This is a genomic window from Azospira sp. APE16 (assembly GCF_047901315.1).
Lineage (GTDB): Bacteria > Pseudomonadota > Gammaproteobacteria > Burkholderiales > Rhodocyclaceae > Azospira > Azospira oryzae.
Window position 1 is genome coordinate 2,434,488 of the sequence record NZ_CP179682.1, and the last position, 15,756, is coordinate 2,450,243.

The 15,756-nt window shown below is 61.0% G+C and carries 17 protein-coding genes and 1 pseudogene; 12 read left to right on the forward strand and 6 right to left on the reverse strand.

Annotated features, from left to right (window positions below; genetic code table 11):
* Window positions 1–3: 3 nt before the first annotated feature.
* The 5 genes from ACLSSQ_RS11680 to ACLSSQ_RS11700 are packed head-to-tail and all read right to left on the reverse strand — an operon-like array spanning window position 4 to window position 4,398.
* Window positions 4–951 (reverse strand): AAA family ATPase, encoded by a 948-nt coding sequence (locus ACLSSQ_RS11680; RefSeq protein WP_416242763.1) that lies wholly within the window; start codon window positions 949–951, stop codon window positions 4–6.
* A 12-nt stretch (window positions 952–963) separates the two neighbouring features.
* Complete coding sequence (locus ACLSSQ_RS11685; RefSeq protein ID WP_416242764.1) at window positions 964–2,634, reverse strand: Mu transposase C-terminal domain-containing protein; 1,671 nt, start codon at window positions 2,632–2,634, stop codon at window positions 964–966.
* A gap of 3 nt (window positions 2,635–2,637) precedes the next feature.
* The gene (locus ACLSSQ_RS11690; protein ID WP_416242765.1) at window positions 2,638–3,789 is read right to left on the reverse strand and encodes a hypothetical protein; all 1,152 of its coding nucleotides are present in this window, start codon (window positions 3,787–3,789) and stop codon (window positions 2,638–2,640) included.
* Window position 3,790: 1 nt separating this feature from the next.
* Window positions 3,791–4,204: a hypothetical protein gene (locus ACLSSQ_RS11695; RefSeq protein ID WP_416242766.1), complete on the reverse strand. Its 414-nt coding sequence runs from the start codon at window positions 4,202–4,204 to the stop codon at window positions 3,791–3,793.
* Window positions 4,201–4,398, reverse strand: a complete 198-nt coding sequence (locus tag ACLSSQ_RS11700; RefSeq protein WP_416242767.1) for a hypothetical protein — start codon at window positions 4,396–4,398, stop codon at window positions 4,201–4,203. Before ACLSSQ_RS11700 ends, ACLSSQ_RS11695 begins: the two co-directional genes overlap by 4 nt.
* An 87-nt stretch (window positions 4,399–4,485) precedes the next feature.
* Between ACLSSQ_RS11700 and ACLSSQ_RS11705 the strand changes: the two genes are divergently transcribed.
* From ACLSSQ_RS11705 to ACLSSQ_RS11760, 12 genes are all read left to right on the forward strand, one after another.
* The gene (locus ACLSSQ_RS11705) at window positions 4,486–4,839 is read left to right on the forward strand and encodes a helix-turn-helix domain-containing protein (RefSeq protein WP_416242768.1); all 354 of its coding nucleotides are present in this window, start codon (window positions 4,486–4,488) and stop codon (window positions 4,837–4,839) included.
* A complete protein-coding gene (locus ACLSSQ_RS11710) occupies window positions 4,836–5,267 on the forward strand; it encodes a hypothetical protein (RefSeq protein ID WP_416242769.1) in 432 nt (143 codons plus the stop codon). The genes ACLSSQ_RS11705 and ACLSSQ_RS11710 overlap by 4 nt, the downstream gene beginning before the upstream one ends.
* 389 nt (window positions 5,268–5,656) lie before the next feature.
* The gene (locus ACLSSQ_RS11715; RefSeq protein WP_416242770.1) at window positions 5,657–5,896 is read left to right on the forward strand and encodes a hypothetical protein; all 240 of its coding nucleotides are present in this window, start codon (window positions 5,657–5,659) and stop codon (window positions 5,894–5,896) included.
* A gap of 101 nt (window positions 5,897–5,997) precedes the next feature.
* Complete coding sequence (locus ACLSSQ_RS11720; protein ID WP_416242771.1) at window positions 5,998–6,336, forward strand: putative holin; 339 nt, start codon at window positions 5,998–6,000, stop codon at window positions 6,334–6,336.
* 1 nt (window position 6,337) lies between these two features.
* Window positions 6,338–6,985, forward strand: a complete 648-nt coding sequence (locus tag ACLSSQ_RS11725) for a transglycosylase SLT domain-containing protein (RefSeq protein ID WP_416242772.1) — start codon at window positions 6,338–6,340, stop codon at window positions 6,983–6,985.
* The gene (locus tag ACLSSQ_RS11730; protein ID WP_416242773.1) at window positions 6,982–7,515 is read left to right on the forward strand and encodes a lysis system i-spanin subunit Rz; all 534 of its coding nucleotides are present in this window, start codon (window positions 6,982–6,984) and stop codon (window positions 7,513–7,515) included. Before ACLSSQ_RS11725 ends, ACLSSQ_RS11730 begins: the two co-directional genes overlap by 4 nt.
* On the forward strand, window positions 7,515–7,883 hold the full coding sequence (locus ACLSSQ_RS11735; RefSeq protein ID WP_416242774.1) for a hypothetical protein: 369 nt from the start codon (window positions 7,515–7,517) through the stop codon (window positions 7,881–7,883). Before ACLSSQ_RS11730 ends, ACLSSQ_RS11735 begins: the two co-directional genes overlap by 1 nt.
* Before the next feature lie 3 nt (window positions 7,884–7,886).
* Window positions 7,887–8,381 carry a DUF1804 family protein gene (locus ACLSSQ_RS11740; RefSeq protein WP_416242775.1) on the forward strand — a complete coding sequence of 165 codons (495 nt, stop codon included), beginning with the start codon at window positions 7,887–7,889 and terminating at the stop codon, window positions 8,379–8,381.
* Entirely contained in the window at window positions 8,374–10,137 is a 1,764-nt protein-coding gene (gene terL, locus ACLSSQ_RS11745) for a phage terminase large subunit (RefSeq protein WP_416242776.1), read from the forward strand. Before ACLSSQ_RS11740 ends, terL begins: the two co-directional genes overlap by 8 nt.
* A complete protein-coding gene (locus tag ACLSSQ_RS11750) occupies window positions 10,127–11,686 on the forward strand; it encodes a DUF935 domain-containing protein (RefSeq protein ID WP_416242777.1) in 1,560 nt (519 codons plus the stop codon). The genes terL and ACLSSQ_RS11750 overlap by 11 nt, the downstream gene beginning before the upstream one ends.
* Window positions 11,687–12,279: 593 nt before the next feature.
* Window positions 12,280–13,560 carry a PBECR2 nuclease fold domain-containing protein gene (locus ACLSSQ_RS11755; protein WP_416242778.1) on the forward strand — a complete coding sequence of 427 codons (1,281 nt, stop codon included), beginning with the start codon at window positions 12,280–12,282 and terminating at the stop codon, window positions 13,558–13,560.
* Window positions 13,561–13,653: 93 nt separating this feature from the next.
* The gene (locus ACLSSQ_RS11760; RefSeq protein WP_416242779.1) at window positions 13,654–14,256 is read left to right on the forward strand and encodes a phage virion morphogenesis protein; all 603 of its coding nucleotides are present in this window, start codon (window positions 13,654–13,656) and stop codon (window positions 14,254–14,256) included.
* A gap of 205 nt (window positions 14,257–14,461) precedes the next feature.
* Here ACLSSQ_RS11760 and chrA read toward each other — a convergent pair.
* Window positions 14,462–15,586: pseudogene (gene chrA / locus ACLSSQ_RS11765) on the reverse strand (chromate efflux transporter); the annotation flags it as partial.
* Window positions 15,587–15,756 lie beyond the last annotated feature (170 nt).

Sequence of the window (15,756 nt, forward strand, 5' to 3'; positions counted from 1 at the left end):
CGATCAGGCGAGGCTTTGCAGGCAAAGGGCCTGCTTGGCCACCGCATCCACCAGCTTCACGTCCAGGGCGCGGCCCCGGCGGAATTCCTTGATGCCAGGAATCAGGCCCTCGCAGAGCATGCGGGCGCTGCCTTGGCAGTAGGCGAACAGGCGGGTAATCACATCCTCCGGCACTTCTTCCGCGCCAAAGGCAGACTGAACCAGGGCGGCGGAGTCTTCTGCAGTAATGCCGCGTACCGTCTCCGGCCAGAAGCCGGTGCGGGAGCGAATCTGGTCAAACTGCCCGTGCTTAGGCTTGACCAGGCCGCTCAGATGTTCGGTGCCGGACAGCACGATGCCGATATTGGCCAGGTCGCGGATGCGGCGGAATTCGTGCAACTGGTTCGGCGTCATGGTTTCCGCCTCATCAACAATCAGCAGGCTGTCGGTGTTCTTAAGGCTGGCCACCACTTCGTCGAACTTGTCGGCGATGCTGCCCTTCCCGACTCCGATCACCATTCGGTGCAGCTGCTTGGTCAGGCTGGCCAGGGTCATCGTCGGCGCGGCCTCAATGAAGTAGGTGTTCGGGTGGGTTTGGGCGTAGTGCTTTCCCGCAAACGTCTTGCCGACACCGACGTAGGCGCTCAGTACCGCAAAGTTCCGATAGCGGCGGGCCATGCTGTATGCCACGTTGGCCATCCTGAAAAAGCTGGTTTCGACGGGGGCGGAAGCATGCCCGCTGGCCTCATCCGCATGACGCATGGCCGACTCGACTGCCACCAGCAGCTTGGCGGGGCTGGTGGCATACACCCCCTTGAGAATCTGATTCAGGCTGCTGCTGGAAATGCGAGCCAGCCGGGCCAGGGCGGCCTGGGTGTATTCGCGGGCGGCGATCCACTGCTTGGCCTTCTCGATCAAGGCCACGTCGGCGGCGCTGTAGTGGCCTGGCCACTGGGTCGTTTGTTCGCTCATGGGTTCCTCCGATCAGTCTTCAAACAGGTTGATTTCTTCGCCGCTGGGGGAATCCAGCAGGCGGGTAGCAGTTCCTTCCAGCACAGCACCATCGGCTACGGCATCGGCGTCGATGACTCGGCCGGCGCGGGCTTGCTGTTCGTCCATCTTCTTTTGCAGGCGCTTGATGGCGATTTCGGCGCGAAGTTGGCGACCGTCTTCCAGCCTGTTTTCCGCGATTACGCCGATAGCCTTAATCAGCGGCGCGTCGCATATCCAGCGCCCATCCAGCGTGCGAACCACAACAAAGCTGGAATCGACCAGGTCGTATTCGATGGTGAGCTTCTGGCCATTGAAGGCATGCAGTTCTGGGTGACCGTATTCGCGCTTGTAGTGCTTTATTGAGGCACGGCGAACGGTAAGCTGCGTCGCCTGGCGCTTGAGTTCCTTGACGCTGTCAGCCGGCGGGATCGGTTGCAATTCGCCCCAGACCTCAGACCGGGTACGGCGAGGCTCTGCCGGCGATGGGCGGGAGTGGTAGCGCATCAGCCAGGCATTGAACTTCTCGGTGAACTCGGCAAGGCTGGGTGCTTCTAGGCGGCCAGCATTGACCTCATTGACGACATAGCGCAGTGACTCGGGGGCTGCATCGGTGCCGCAGTAGAACTGCGGAAACTCCATCTTGAGGAAGTCGTCCTTCATTGACCGGAAGAAGCGTTCAATCCACCCCTTCCCATGTGGGTTTCCGGGCAGCGCGTGGATGACTTCAACGATGCCGGCCCGCTTGTAGAAGCCGACGTTTTCGTCGCTCATCATCCGGTTCTTGTGGCCGGAACCGTTATCGACGTACAGAAAGATCGGCGTGTGGTTCCAGCGGCTGAATGCCTCGGCCCACATGTTCTGCACCGCGTAGGTTCCCTCATGCTCATCGGCACGCCAGTAGGGGACAAAACCGCTACGAACGTCGATACAAACGGTCAGCTCAGGGCGCCATAGGCCACCGGTCAGCGGGTGCGCCAGATACACGTCGGCGCAGTAGCCATCCGCAGCCAGGATGTCGCCGGGCAAGGCGCACAGCACCGAGCGACGGATGAACGCCTTTTCGGTGAGCTTGTAGAGATTGCGGCCGATCCGTGCCGGGCTATTGCGGCCGTACATGGCCGGTACACCCGTCAAGTAATTACGAACCTGGTCATAGCTGACCGGAAAATGATCGACCTCAACAAGCCGGCGATACACCGCCGACATGTCCGGCTGGCTGGGCGAGTTGAAGTACTCCAGGGCCGGACCCCACCAGCCGGCGGCTTCCACCACCCGGCCCTTGTGGTCTGGCAGCAGGGCGGATATGCCGCCCTCGCGGTACTGGGCGCACCATTCACAGATGGCGGAGCGGGAGGGAGCCGAGCGGCCCGCCTTGGCTGCCCCGGCCAGGGCCACTGCGAAGTGGGCGGGTAGCCGGCCAGCCGCGCCACGCTCCAGCAGAAGGGCTACGGCGTTGTTTTGCGTCACGCCCTCATCGGTCAGAGTCCGGACGTAGGCCACCACGGTTTCCCGCCAGGTGGCGACCTGCCGGGCACGGTCCGTCGCTTCCCGCCAGGGGTCGCGTGCCCGCAGGGCCAGTACCTGAGCCGTAGGCATCACCGCGACTGCGCCACCGGCCCCCTTGCTGGGCTCGATGCGCTTGACTATTGCGCTCCCTTTCATGGCTTATTCCCCTGTGGATGCCTTGTTCTGGGACCCCTTGGGGCGACCCGGCCCCTTAGGCTTGGCGGCATCGCGCTTCTCCTGGCGGGCGGCGGCGTCGGCGGCGTGGCGGTTTTCGATCATGGGGTAGTCCAGAATCCAGCGCTGCGCCTCTTCTGGCGTGAGGATGTGCTGGCCCATGACGCGCTCTGGCATTTCGCCGTCCCGGACGCTGTCTTTCATCCGCTCCACCAGGTCCAGGGCTCTGGCGGCAACCACATGGGCGGTCACCCAGATTTGCTCCATCTGGAGCCGCCACTCGGGCAGGCTGGGGTCTTCGGCGTTCACCTCTTCGAACTGCTTTTGCAGGCCGTTCAAATTGAGTTCGGCGCCCAGCTGAAGGGCCATGCACTCTTCGCGGATTTCCTCGGTGCGCAGCAGGAATTCGGTGGTGCGCTTCTTGGCCTCGTTCAGGCGCTTGACCATGGACTGCGCCCGCTCGATTTCCGCTTCGTAGTTCTTCTCCCGGCGCCTGAGTGTCTGAATCTCTTCCTTGAGTTCGGCGACCGTCATCAGGTCAGCCTTCTCGATCAGGTCACTGCCAGACTCAGCAGCTTGGTCAATTACTTCCTGTGGGAGCGATGCCAAAAGCATCACCTTGACCTTTCCCAGGGCTAGCACATCCTCCAGTTGGTCTTGGGGCAAGTGGGTGACAAACTTCGCGATCCGCATTGCCTCATAGACGCGCTGCCTCGCCAGACCGTGTTCGCTGATCCAGGCTGAGAATCCACCCGTGTCCGAACGTTCGGACACGGAGGATTCGCCCACCCCGAAATTGCCCAGAGACAGCAGTTCTTGCGCTCGAAGAAAGGCCAGGCCAGCCCGCGTAATCTCGAACATCGCCCGATTGATAGAATCGGCACCGATACGGGCAAGCTCCCCCAAGTCCTCGGTGGTTACACCGAACTGAGAGGAAACCGTGATTAGGTTTGCCGAAGGCGCTGGTACCGGAAGGGCTGCACACGCCCCCCTAGCAACCGCGATAATCGACGTGGAGTCGTCGTCTAGCATCGCGTCATTTCCAAGACCTGCGTAGGCGCGTCCTTCGGGAGACTTCTCAGCAGTCTCTCGGCCGATTCCAAGGTCGATTTCGATTTCTTTGGTTTTTCGTGCCATGTCAGACTCCCGATTCAATAAAGGACAGTTCGATTGCTGGGTTATGGATCAGCTGCCGGACGGGCAGCGGAGCTTGAAAGAGGTACGAAGACGTTGCTTCCATGGTGGCCAGTTCATTGATGGCCAGGCAGGCCGAAAAGTGGTTAATCAGGTAGGAAACCGCGCCTTCATAAGAGGGCAGGCACTTGTCGGGGCGGGGAGGGGCGTTGGCGCCTATTTCCACCTTGGTCGGTCGGTAGTGCTTGCCGCTGGTGGGGAGGTGGGCAGCCATGTCAGCCAAGGCATCAAGCTTCTGCGCCAGGAGACGGAGGTCATGCGGGCGGATTTCCATGCCGTTGAACGGCCTGGAGTCGATAACCACCAGCGCTTTGCCGTGGCGGCAGCGGGTGATCGTGGCCTGAATTGGGATGGTCATTTTTCACCCCGCACCAATGCATTGAGCTTGTCGGCGATCTCTTTACCGTGGCCGAAATGGGCACGGCTTATGCCGCGCAGGACGTTGGATGCGTTCCGGTAGCCGTAACCTTCCTTCTCGCACCATTCCTTGAGGTTTGTGTTGCACTTGCGCAGCGCGTGCAGCACGGCGTTTCTGTTGACTGCTGCTTCCATGCCGTCATACTCCTGTTACTGACTGTTAATGGATTCCATTATGGGAAAGAAATCTTTCCCTGTCAATGAAAAATAGGGAAAGATTTAATGACCATCGGCGAGCGTCTAAGGGAAGAAAGAGAACGTCTGAAACTCACTCAACCAGCAATGGCTGAGGCAGCGGAAACAACGAAGCAGACACAACATGCCTATGAGACGAACAGAACCCCACCAAAGGCGAGCTACCTAGCCGCAGTGGCCGTACTGGGGGTTGATGTCGCGTATGTGGTAACCGGCGTTCGTTCACCAAACACCGCCAACACACCTATGGAGGTGGCATTGCTCGACAACTACCGCAACAGCCCGCCAGAGGCGCAGCGCGGAGTCAGCAAGCTTTTAGCGGAAACCGGGAGGGCCGTTGAGCGAGCGGAGACAGAGGGAGAGAAAAAGGAGGGACAATGACCACAGAAAAGAAAGACCCACTCGGCATTGGGCATTGGCCGAGATGGAAACAGGTTGCCTTTTTCTTTTTAGCAGTGACTATCTTGATGGCAGGGTTTGGGTGGGTCGCGCAGGCGGTTGAGTTACGTGCTGGTAGTCCGCAGGCACGGAAGCTCAAGGCGAAAATCGAACCACTTGCTGTACAGCTTGAGCACGCTCAAAAAGTCGGGGATCGGCAAGCTGTCACCGCTCTTTATGAGCCGGTCACAAAGATCGTCAATGACTACAACGCACTTGACGATGCAAAGCGAAATGAAGTTAACAATTCACCGCTTCGCTATTGCCTATTGGCATCGATGCATCTGGGTGATGGAGTTGGCGAGGTTTTAAAGTCTGGGCATTGGTTGAAGAAAGACCAATTTCAAAACGCGCTGGACGCCTGCAAGTAACCACTCATGAAGCCACTAACTACAGAGGATGCCGTTTCGGCTCTGCAACAAAATCGCCCAACCTCATGCCCTTATTGTGGGCATCAGGAATTTCGACTTCACACCAAGACGGACGATGGCGGTAGCGAGGTTCTGGCCGTGTATGCCATGCCCGAAATGAAGGTGTCAGCAGACCCAGAAAGCACAAGCAGTTTCAAAGCTTCTATTTCAATCGGGCCAGACAAAAGCCTGCCTGTTGTCGTGATGCAATGCGTACAATGCGGCCACGTCGACCTGTTCAGCTACTGGTTCCTGTTTAACAAGGCAAGAAAATGTCTAACATAAGGACATTAAACACTGATAACCGGCGACCTCATCTAGTTGATGCCGGTGGTGGCGGACCTACAGATATGGACCTCTCAGAGCGCATCACAAAAATTGAAGCCGTTCTGCCGAACTTGGTAACCAAGGAGGACATGGTTCGTGAGTTAGGTAACCTTCGTTCTGAATTGCAAAAAGAGGTTGGCGTCCTCCGCTCAGAGTTCCATAAGGAAATGAACGCCCAGACATGGCGGATCATCGGCCTTATTTCTGTCGTCAGCAGTGCCTTGGTAGCTGCGGTTTTCTTCATTGCCAAGAACGTACATTGAGTCTCTGACTCTCCCCCTGGAAACGTTTCACGCCTAATCCCGCCTCGCGCGCCCGCGTAACCTCCGGTTGTCATATCACATGAACAACCGGAGATTACGCCATGAAGCTTCCCCGCCTTTTCTGGTGGCTGATTGCTACCGTCTTGCTGCTTGTCGTCATCGGCCTGGCCTATCCGCAACAGCTTCCCGTCAGCCTCTACAAGCTCTCCCTGGTCACCATGGCCGGGGTGGTCGGCTATTGGTTTGACCGTTCCCTTTTCCCTTATGCCCGGCCCGATGCCTTCATTGCCCGGGGGAAGCAGGAAGAGGCCGCCTGCGACATTGACCTGGACGACTGCAAGCTGATCCCGTGGGACGACGGCCTGGTGTTCGCCATGGCCATGCTGCGGCGGGCCATCATCGTCGGTTCCGCCATGCTGGCCATCGGCCTGGGGGCCTAGGATGGCCTTCTCCAAGCTCACGCCGGCAAGACAGGAACTGCTGGCCGCTATCATCGTCGCCCTGCTTGGGTTCTCCCTCGGGCTGCTCTGGGCGGCTCCGGTAGATGCTCAGGAAGTCCCACGCGCTGCACTCAAACACCGTGCCAACCTGACCCGGGTCGCTCATGCCGCCTGGGGCCTGGATGCCCCAGTGGCGGTGTTCGCTGCCCAAATCCACCAGGAAAGTGCCTGGAACCCCGAGGCTATTTCCCGCGTCGGCGCCGTCGGCATGGCGCAGTTCATGCCAGCCACGGCGCAGTGGTGGTGCGAGGCCAACGGGCTGACCGCCACCGAGTGCCAGCCGACCAACCCGATATGGGCCATGCGGGCGCTGGTGGGCTATGACCGCTGGCTGTTTGACCGGGTGCGCGGCTCTTCTGAATTCGACCGTCTGTGGGCCGCCCTGCGGGCCTACAACGGCGGGTTGGGCCATTGGCAGCAGGAGGCCGCCACGGTGCGTCCGGCACTGGATCGGCTGTCGGTGGATAGCGCCTGCGGTAAGGCTCGGCGTCACCCCACCTTCTGCCCGGAGAACCTGGGCTATCCCCGCCGCATCCTGACCCTGTTGCAGCCCCGCTATTTGGCCTGGGGCCGTGGGGTATCGGCATGAGCAAATCCACCAAAGCCTTGGTCATCGTGCTGCTGTCAGGCCTCTTGATCGGCGCCTTCTACGCCTATGGCCAGCAGCAGTTCGGGCTGGGCGAGAAGGTAGAGCGGACGGCCTGGCTTGACCGTGACAACGCCGCCCTGACCAAGGCCAACGACCGCATCAAGGAACTGGAAGACAACTACCGTGCCAAGGAACGCGAGCACGCCCAGGACATGGCCACCGCATTGGCCAAATACCAAGAGGATTTGAAGCATGAAAAAGCTGCAAAGGACCGTGCCATTGCTGATATTCGCTCTGGCGATCTGCGCTTGCGCATCCCCGTTGCCTGCCCCGAGGGAGCCGGTGGAAGTACCACCGCCGCGCCAGGCCCCGGCGCCATCGGACGTGATGGTGAAACGCGAGCCGAACTTTCTGTCCAGGCTTCTGAATTTCTTATCGGACTCGCCAGCGAAGCCGACGAAGTAGTCCTTCAACTGACTGCCTGCCAAGCAGTCGTCATCGCAGACCGGAAACAACAAGGGGAGCAGTAATGGCTCAAGACGAAAGCGAACGCCGCGACAATTCTCAACTCATGCACAGCATCGGCCAGCTGACCGGTGCGGTGCAGGGAATGGAACGGGGCCTCACGGCGCGGATCGAAGACATCCGCGACGACATCCGCCGATTGGAAAACGCTCAGAACGAGCGCATGGACCGCATCGAACATAGCCTGGGCCAGCGCATCGACAGTCTCGAAACCAGTGTCAGCAAGCGTATCGACGGCCTGGGCGCCCGCGTCACCAACCTGGAAGCCGAGGACAAGCGCTTGATCGACAAAACGGCCAAGCTGTCGGCAATGGGCGGCGGTATCGGCGGTGCGCTGGCGGCTGCGGCCGTCGAAATCATCAAGCGGATTTGACCGATGGCCCACTCTCAGGAAACCCGCGACAAGGTGCGGCAGCTGTATATCGAGGGCATGCCCTTGAACGGCGCCGCCGTCACTGGCGGGGTCAGCTACGACACGGCACGGGACTGGAAGGCCAAGGCTCAGTCCAAGGGCGACGACTGGGATACGGCCCGCACCGCCTACCGAATCAGCGAACAGGGCACGGATGACCTCAACAAGCAGCTGGTGGAAGACTTTGTTCGCCAGGTCATCACTACGACCCGTGAGTTGGAAAAGTCTGATCTTCCCGCCGCAGACAAGGCGACCTTGCTGGCACAGCTGGCTGATGCCTACGCCAAGTTCTCTAAATCGTTCAGCCGCCTGAATCCGCAATATTCCGGGCTGTCGGTTGCTCTTGACACTCTGAAAACAGTGGTCGAATACCTCAAGAAGTTTGACCAGGCAGGGCTGCGGGTGCTGCATCCGCATCTGGAGGAAATCGGTGCAATCCTAGGAAAGCGCTATGCGTGAGTTCGATTGGTCTGACGACTACGAAGACCTTGTTGAGGTAAAGAACCTCCGCGACTTCCAGCAACGGATGGAGCAGTTCTCCGAGGAATTGCGCCAGACCATTGAACTGGAATGCGAGGCTTTCCCGGTTGATCCGGGAGCCAGCAAGGCCCGGCGTGAACGTGCTGTCGTCGACTACGAGTTCTTCTGCCGCACCTACTTCCCGCACTACGTCACAACCAATCACTTTTCGCTGTTCCATCGCTACATCTTCAAGCGTTTCCCGGAAGCCATCGACGGTGAGGCTGACACCAGGGAGGTCGATGAGGCACCGCGCGGCGAGGCCAAATCGACCTACGAAACACAGCTTGGCAGCTTGTGGTGCATCTGCCGCGCCAACTACCTTGCCGAGCTGGTGCCGCATGCGAGCAAGAAAGCGCGGAAGTGGCTGATCGGCATCATTATGAACACGCTGGAGCAGTCGATTGAAATGCTCGAAGCGATCAAGGCCGAACTGGACACCAACCCTCGCCTTGCTGCCGACTTTCCCAAAGCAGTGGGCCGGGGCCGCATCTGGCAGGCGGCGACAATCATTACGGCCAACGGTATCAAGGTCCGCGTCGGTGGTTCTGGTAAGAAGATGCGCGGTATGCGCCATGGGCCACACCGACCCGGGCTGATCTTCCTGGACGATCTGGAGAATGACGACAACGTCCGCCAGAAGGAACAGCGCGACGCTTGCGAGAACTTCGTCATCAAGGCCGTTGTTGGCCTGGCCGGACCTGGTGGCGGGCTGGATATTTTCTGGGTCGGCACCAGCCTGCACTATGACGCGGCGATCAACCGCGTTTCGCGCAAGCCGGGATGGCGCCGCAAGGTCTTCAAGTCGATCATGCGCTGGCCGGATCGAACCGACCTTTGGGAGAAGTGGGAGGGCATCTACACCTCGGCTGCGGCGAGTGATGAGGACGGCGCTCAGGAAGCGGCCGAGGCTGACGCACTGGCCTTCTACCTGGCGAACAAGGAAGCGATGGACGCCGGCGCTATCGTGTCGTGGCCGGATGTTCGCCCGCTGTACCGTCTGTACTGCATGTATGCGAGCGACCACGACGCCTTCAACCAGGAACAGCAGAACGAGGCCGGCAACGACGACACGGCACCCTTCAAGAACATCCAGTTCTGGGTGGATCGGCGCAATGACTGGCTGTTCTTCGGCGCCATCGACCCGTCACTGGGCAAGAAGAACAAGAAGCGCGACCCCTCGGCGATCCTGGTCGGTGGTCTGAACCGGAACACCATGACGCTGGACGTGGTGGAAGCCGACATCGCCCGGCGCGTACCGGACCTGATTATCAGCCGGGCCATCGACCTACAAGTCGAATACCAGTGCCTGGCCTGGGGTGTGGAAACCGTGCAATTCCAGGAGTTCATGTACACGGAATTGCTCAAGCGGGCGGCGCTGGCCGGTATCGCCTTTCCTGGCATCCCCATGCCGGAAGACGTTGAAAAGGAACTGCGCATCATCAGCCTGCAACCCCACGTCGGCAACGGGAAAATCAGGCTCCACCGCTCACAGACAGTGATGATCGAGCAGCTGAAATTCTGGCCTGAAGCTGACCATGACGACGGCCCGGATGCTCTGGAAAAGCTCTGGAGGCTGGCCAAAGAGTTCGCAGGCGAATGGAAATACACATCGGCAGCTGCCTCTGGGCGGGGCCGCCGCAGCACCAGCCGCGTCAGCGGCGATTCTGACGATTGGGAAGACGATGACGATTAAAGACAGGTTCAAGGCTGCCAAGGCCGCACTCTCTTCTGTGGCCCGCAAGGGACTGGATGTTTTGCAAGCGGGGCCGCGTTCGACACAATCGACTACGCTCAACTACGCTTCGGTGAATACGCTAGACCCGTCCCGGCTGGCCAGGGCTTTTGCCGCTGCCGACCAGGGCAACATCACCGAGCAGGCCACCTTGTTTGAACTGGTGGAAGAGCAAGACCCGCACATCTTCGCTGAGCTGGCCAAGCGCCGCCGGGCGGTAACCGGCCTGGGCTGGAAGATGACCCCGCCGAAGGACGCCAATCAGTCGGAGATCGACCGCACCACGGAGCTGGAAGACATCCTGCGCAAAATTCCGCGCTTTGAAGATGCTCAATACGACCTGGCGGACGCCATCGGCAAGGGCCTCTCTGCCCATGAAATCGACTGGCAGACCGGTAGCACTTGGTATCCCAAAGCGCTGCTCTGGGTTCCCCAGCGTGAGTTCCAGGTGGATCGGGCAACCGGAACCTTGCGATACCTCAAAAACGGGGTGCCTGAGCCGCTGCGCGAATGGGGGTGGGTGGTGCATGAACACCGGGCGAAATCGGGCTACATCGAACAGGCTGCCCTGTTCCGTGTCCTGGCTTGGACGTATGCCTACAAGGCGTACAACATTCGCGACATGCAGCGCTTCCTGGAGATGTACGGCCTTCCGCTTCGGCTAGGTAAGTATCCGGCGGGCATCGGCGACAAGCAACGCGACCAGCTGCTGAAGGCCGTCCGCAATATCGGCAACGATGGGGCCGGCGTGGTGCCGAGCAACATGACCATCGACTTCATCCAGGCAATGAAATCCGGCACGGTCGATGACTTCCTGAATGCAACCAGCTACTGGGAACGCAAGCAGTCCCTGGCGATTCTGGGGGGAACGCTGACCAGCCAAGCGGACGGCAAGACCAGCACCAACGCCCTGGGCGTCGTCCATGACAAGGTGCGGCGCGAAATCATGTTGCACGATGTCGGTCAAATTGAGCCGACCATGAACGGCCAGGTGGTTCGCCCAATAGCCCTTCTCAACGGCATGTTCCCGGAAGATCGGGTGCCTACGTTCAGCTATCTGACCCAGGAAACCGTAGATCAGGGAAAGATGGTCGATGTGCTGGATAAGGCCGCCGGGATGGGGATGGAGATCGACGTGGATTACGCCCACAAGATCATGCAAATCCCCAGAGCAGACAAGGGGGCCACGCTGCTTGTTCCATCCGGGAAGGGGCCTGCCAAGACTGGCCAGGGTGATGCTGCTCTGATGCGCCTGGCGGCGCTGGCCTACACCGGCAAGGCGGGCGATCTGGACGTTACCGGCCCCTATGGCGCCCAGCTGGCCGCCTTGTGCGCCCCCTACGAGCAGGCCGTCATCCAGCAGATTTCAGCCATCGTCGCTGAGTGTGGCGGCTTCGACGAAGCCCTGGCTGGGATCGAAGCCTTGAAGGCGAACAACCCGAAGTGGGCGGAAGCCATGGCGCTGGGCATGGCGGCGGCGAACCTGGCCGGGCGGGCGGATATCACCTGAAAATGTCGGGATTTATGATGCAGACAGTCGCCGTCCTATTTGCTCGCTCGGATAGCCACTACAAGGAGCTGCCGGGCTGCGATGTGTACGACATGGAGCGCGACGCCCGCACCTACGACGGGCCGTGGTCGGTTGTTGCGCACCCGCCATGCCGCGCATGGGGCAGGCTACGAGCCTTTGCGAACCCGCGACCAGATGAACGAAACCTTGGGCGCTTGGCTGTGGCCCTGGTGCGTGAGTTTGGCGGGGTGTTGGAACACCCGGCAGGCAGCACGCTATGGGCGGCACAGCACCTGCCCGCACCCGGTAGCCGCGATTCCTTTGGAGGCTGGACCCTGGCAGCGCCTCAGAAGTGGTGGGGTCACAAGGCCGAGAAAGACACGTGGTTTTATGTGGTGGGCTGCGAGCCTGGGGACATTCCAGACCTGCCCTACGTTATGGGCGAAGCTGCCTACGTAGTACAGAGCCGGAAAAGGACCGACTACCGGCCACACATAACGAAAGCAGAACGGGAGCACCCCCCCCCACCGCTGGCCGTTTGGCTTGTCGAGTTGGCAAGGCGCTGTAAGGCGCACAAGAGAGGATAGCTGACCATGCCAGCATCACCTGAACAGCTTCCGTTTTCCGAAGCCATCGACTTCTTCAAGCAGAAAATCCGCCTGCCGTCTTCCGGCTGGACGGATATCTGGCAGGAGCAGCACAGCCACGGCTTTGTGGTGGCCGGTGCGGCCCATGACTCCCTGGTGGAAGACTTCTACAACGCCATTCGGCAGGCCAAGGAATCGGGCACCGGCTACCCGGCCTTCCGTAAGCAGTTCGATGAGATCGTGGCCAAGCACGGCTGGGCCTACAACGGCACTCCAGGCTGGCGCAGCAAGGTCATCTACGACACCAACGTCACCCAGGCGTACAACGCTGGCCGCTACCAGCAGATGATGGCCGTCAAGCATCTGCGGCCCTACTGGCGCTACCGGCACACCAGCTTTGAACATCCACGCCTTGAGCACAAGGCATGGAACGGCCTGATCCTTCCTGCCGATGACCCGTGGTGGAACACCCACATGCCGCAGAACGGGTGGGGATGCAAATGTAAGGTCGATTCGCTCTCCCGCCTGGAGGCCAGCCGCGAATGGGAGAAGAACGGCAAGAGCGGACCCGACGAAGCACCGCCTATCGAATGGGAAGAGCGTGTGGTGGGAAAGAACGGCAGCGCCCCGCGCACCGTGCGCACCCCAACGGGCATTGACCCCGGTTTCGCTTACAACCCCGGCAAGGTATGGCTGGAGCCGCAAACGGTGCCGCCCCTGCAAGGCTACGACGCGGTGCTGAAAGAGCGTGGGACGCCCTGGCCGACGGGCTTCACCCCGCCGCCGATGCCTAAGCCGACCGTGGTTCCGAAAGGAGCCCTACTGCCAGCCAACACGGCCCCCGAAGTGGCCGTGGCAGACTTCCTGGATGTCTTCGGGGCCACAATGGACGAAGGTGCAGCCTTCACCGATGCGGCAGGCAGCACGCTGGCCATCACCAAGGCGCTGTTCCAGGACGGAGCGGGGGAGTTCAAGTGGCTATCGAAGCCCGGCAAGGCCGCCCGCCTGGAGTACATCAACCTGCTGGCCATGACGGTCATTGAGCCAGACGAAATCTGGTGGGTCTGGGTGAAAGACCACGGCGACAAGGGCCGGTGGCGTCTCAAGCGCCGCTACCTGCGGGCCTTTGAGGTGGAAGGGACTGACGAATTCGGCGTGGCGGTCTTCGAGTGGGGAAAAACCGGTTGGACCGGCTCCACTACCTTCATGGGAACCCAGAAAACCGAGGCCGCCCGCGAGGCGTACTTTGATAAACAGAGGGCTGGAAGGCTGGTATTCAGCAAATAAAAAACGCGGCCTTTTCAGGGGCCGCGTTAGTTGTGGATCGGATACTGTGCAGTAGCGCCGAAGCGCAGTCTGACCTAACCACGGACACAGCATATGCAATTCACCATCGAATTTCAAGCCGACCACCTGGCCAGGGCCATGGAAGCCGTCCGCCTAGAAATCGCCACGCCCCAGCAGATGCTGGGCAGCCTGGGCGAATCGCTGCTGCGGGTGAATCAGGAGCGGCATGACCAGGGGCTGGCCCCCGACGGCACGAAATGGAAAGAAGCGTCGCCGATGACCATCGGCTCGGCGGTCTGGAAGTCCCAGGACGATTCGTTCCGCAAGAATGGCCAGATGAGCCTAGCCACGGCCAAGAAGGTGCAGGAGAAGAAGCGCCGAATCCTCTACGACCACGGCGACATGCTGGGGAGCTTCAATTACCAGGTGCAAGGAACCGAGTTGAAACTCGGGTTCAGCGATCAGAAGGCCGTGTGGCATCACTTCGGCACCGGCACCTACGGCCCCAAGGGGGCCGCCTACACAATCACTCCGAAGAAAGCCAAAGCGCTGGCCTTCGGTGGGCTGTTCAGAAATCGGGTGACCCATCCCGGCATCCCGGCCCGCCAGCTGGTCGGTTTCCCTTCTTCTGACCAGCGCCTGGTGGCAGACGTTATTGAGGATCACCTGACGGCTGTATTAAATCGGGTTCGGTGACCAATTAAACAGCCTTCGAACTAGGGTAATTTCCGTGTCGGCTTACTCAATTTCCCGCAGTTTCCACCTTGGGTTCCCGTACTTTCTCCCCAGAACTGTCCGGAAATCAGAGTTTCACACCCCATCCCGGATTCCTTGTAACCGTGGGGCCTCCCGGGCTATTTTCCCCTTCCCACGGTGTCCGGTTTCTCCCCCCTCCCTACTCGTGGGTGGATTCCACCAAGGGCCCGCCCAGCTGGATGAAGACGAAAGACGGCAGGAAGGTGAAGAAGGTCACCGCCAGGGCCGCCGCCGCCCCGGCCAGGAAGAGATGGTCAGCGCCGAACAGGGCCTGGCTCCAGCCGCCGACGAAGCCGACGAAGGTCACCACCATGATCAGGGGCCCCGGCGTGGTTTCCCCCAGGGCCAGGGCGTCGATCATCTGGGCCGGCGACAGCCACTGGTAATGCTCCACCGCCCCCTGGAAGACATAGGGCAGCACCGCATAGGCGCCGCCGAAGGTGAGCAGGGCCGCCTTGGTGAAGAACCAGCCCATCTGGCTCAGGGCACCATCCCAGCCGAACAGCCCCACCAGCCCAGCCATGGCCCCGGCCCACAGGCCCAGGCCCAGCAGCAGCACCCGGGCAAAGCGGCCCCAGGTGAAACGGGCATGGGCCGGCGGCGGCGTCTCGTCGTCGATGAGGGCCGGGCCGAAATGCTGCTTCGCCACTCCGTGGCCGCCCCCGGCCTGGAACCAGGCCGGCCGCCAACGCCCGCCCAGAGCCCCGAGCAGACCGGCCCCCAGGACGATGGCGGGGAACGGCAGCCCCAGGGCGAAGATGGCGAGGAAGGCGGCGGCGGCGATGGCCACCAGGGCCCGGTTACGCAGCACCCGGGAACCGATGCGCCAGGCGGCCAGGGCGACGATGGCCGTCACCGCCGGCTTGATGCCGTAGAGCACCCCGGCCACCGCCGGCACCTGGCCGAAGGCCAGGTACACCCAGGCCAGGCCGATCAGCAGCAACAGGGAAGGCAACACGAACAGGCCGCCGGCCATGAGGCCGCCCAGGGTGCGATGCATCATCCAGCCGATGTAAGTGGCCAGCTGCTGGGCCTCGGGCCCGGGCAGCACCATGCAGTAGTTGAGGGCATGGAGAAAGCGCCGCTCGGAAATCCAGCGCTTCTTCTCCACCAGGTCGCTATGCATGATGGCGATCTGCCCCGCCGGCCCGCCGAAGCTGATGCAGCCCAGCTTCAGCCAGTAGCGGAAGGCCTGGCCCAGGGAAACGGCAGGAGGAGCGGCAGCTCCCCCGGGTTCGGAGGAGAGGCTGACTTCGGGTGGGGCGGACATGGGTTCGGTCATGGGCAAGGAACGTGGGTCAAGGTTACGGCGCTGCCGTGACGATACTATTTAATCCGCTGCCGCGTGCCGGCCCAGGAGCCGCAGCCCATGGGGGAAGCCACGCCAGCATGGGCCGCCGGGAGGCTGGCGACGTACAATCCATTGGCATCCCTTCGGAG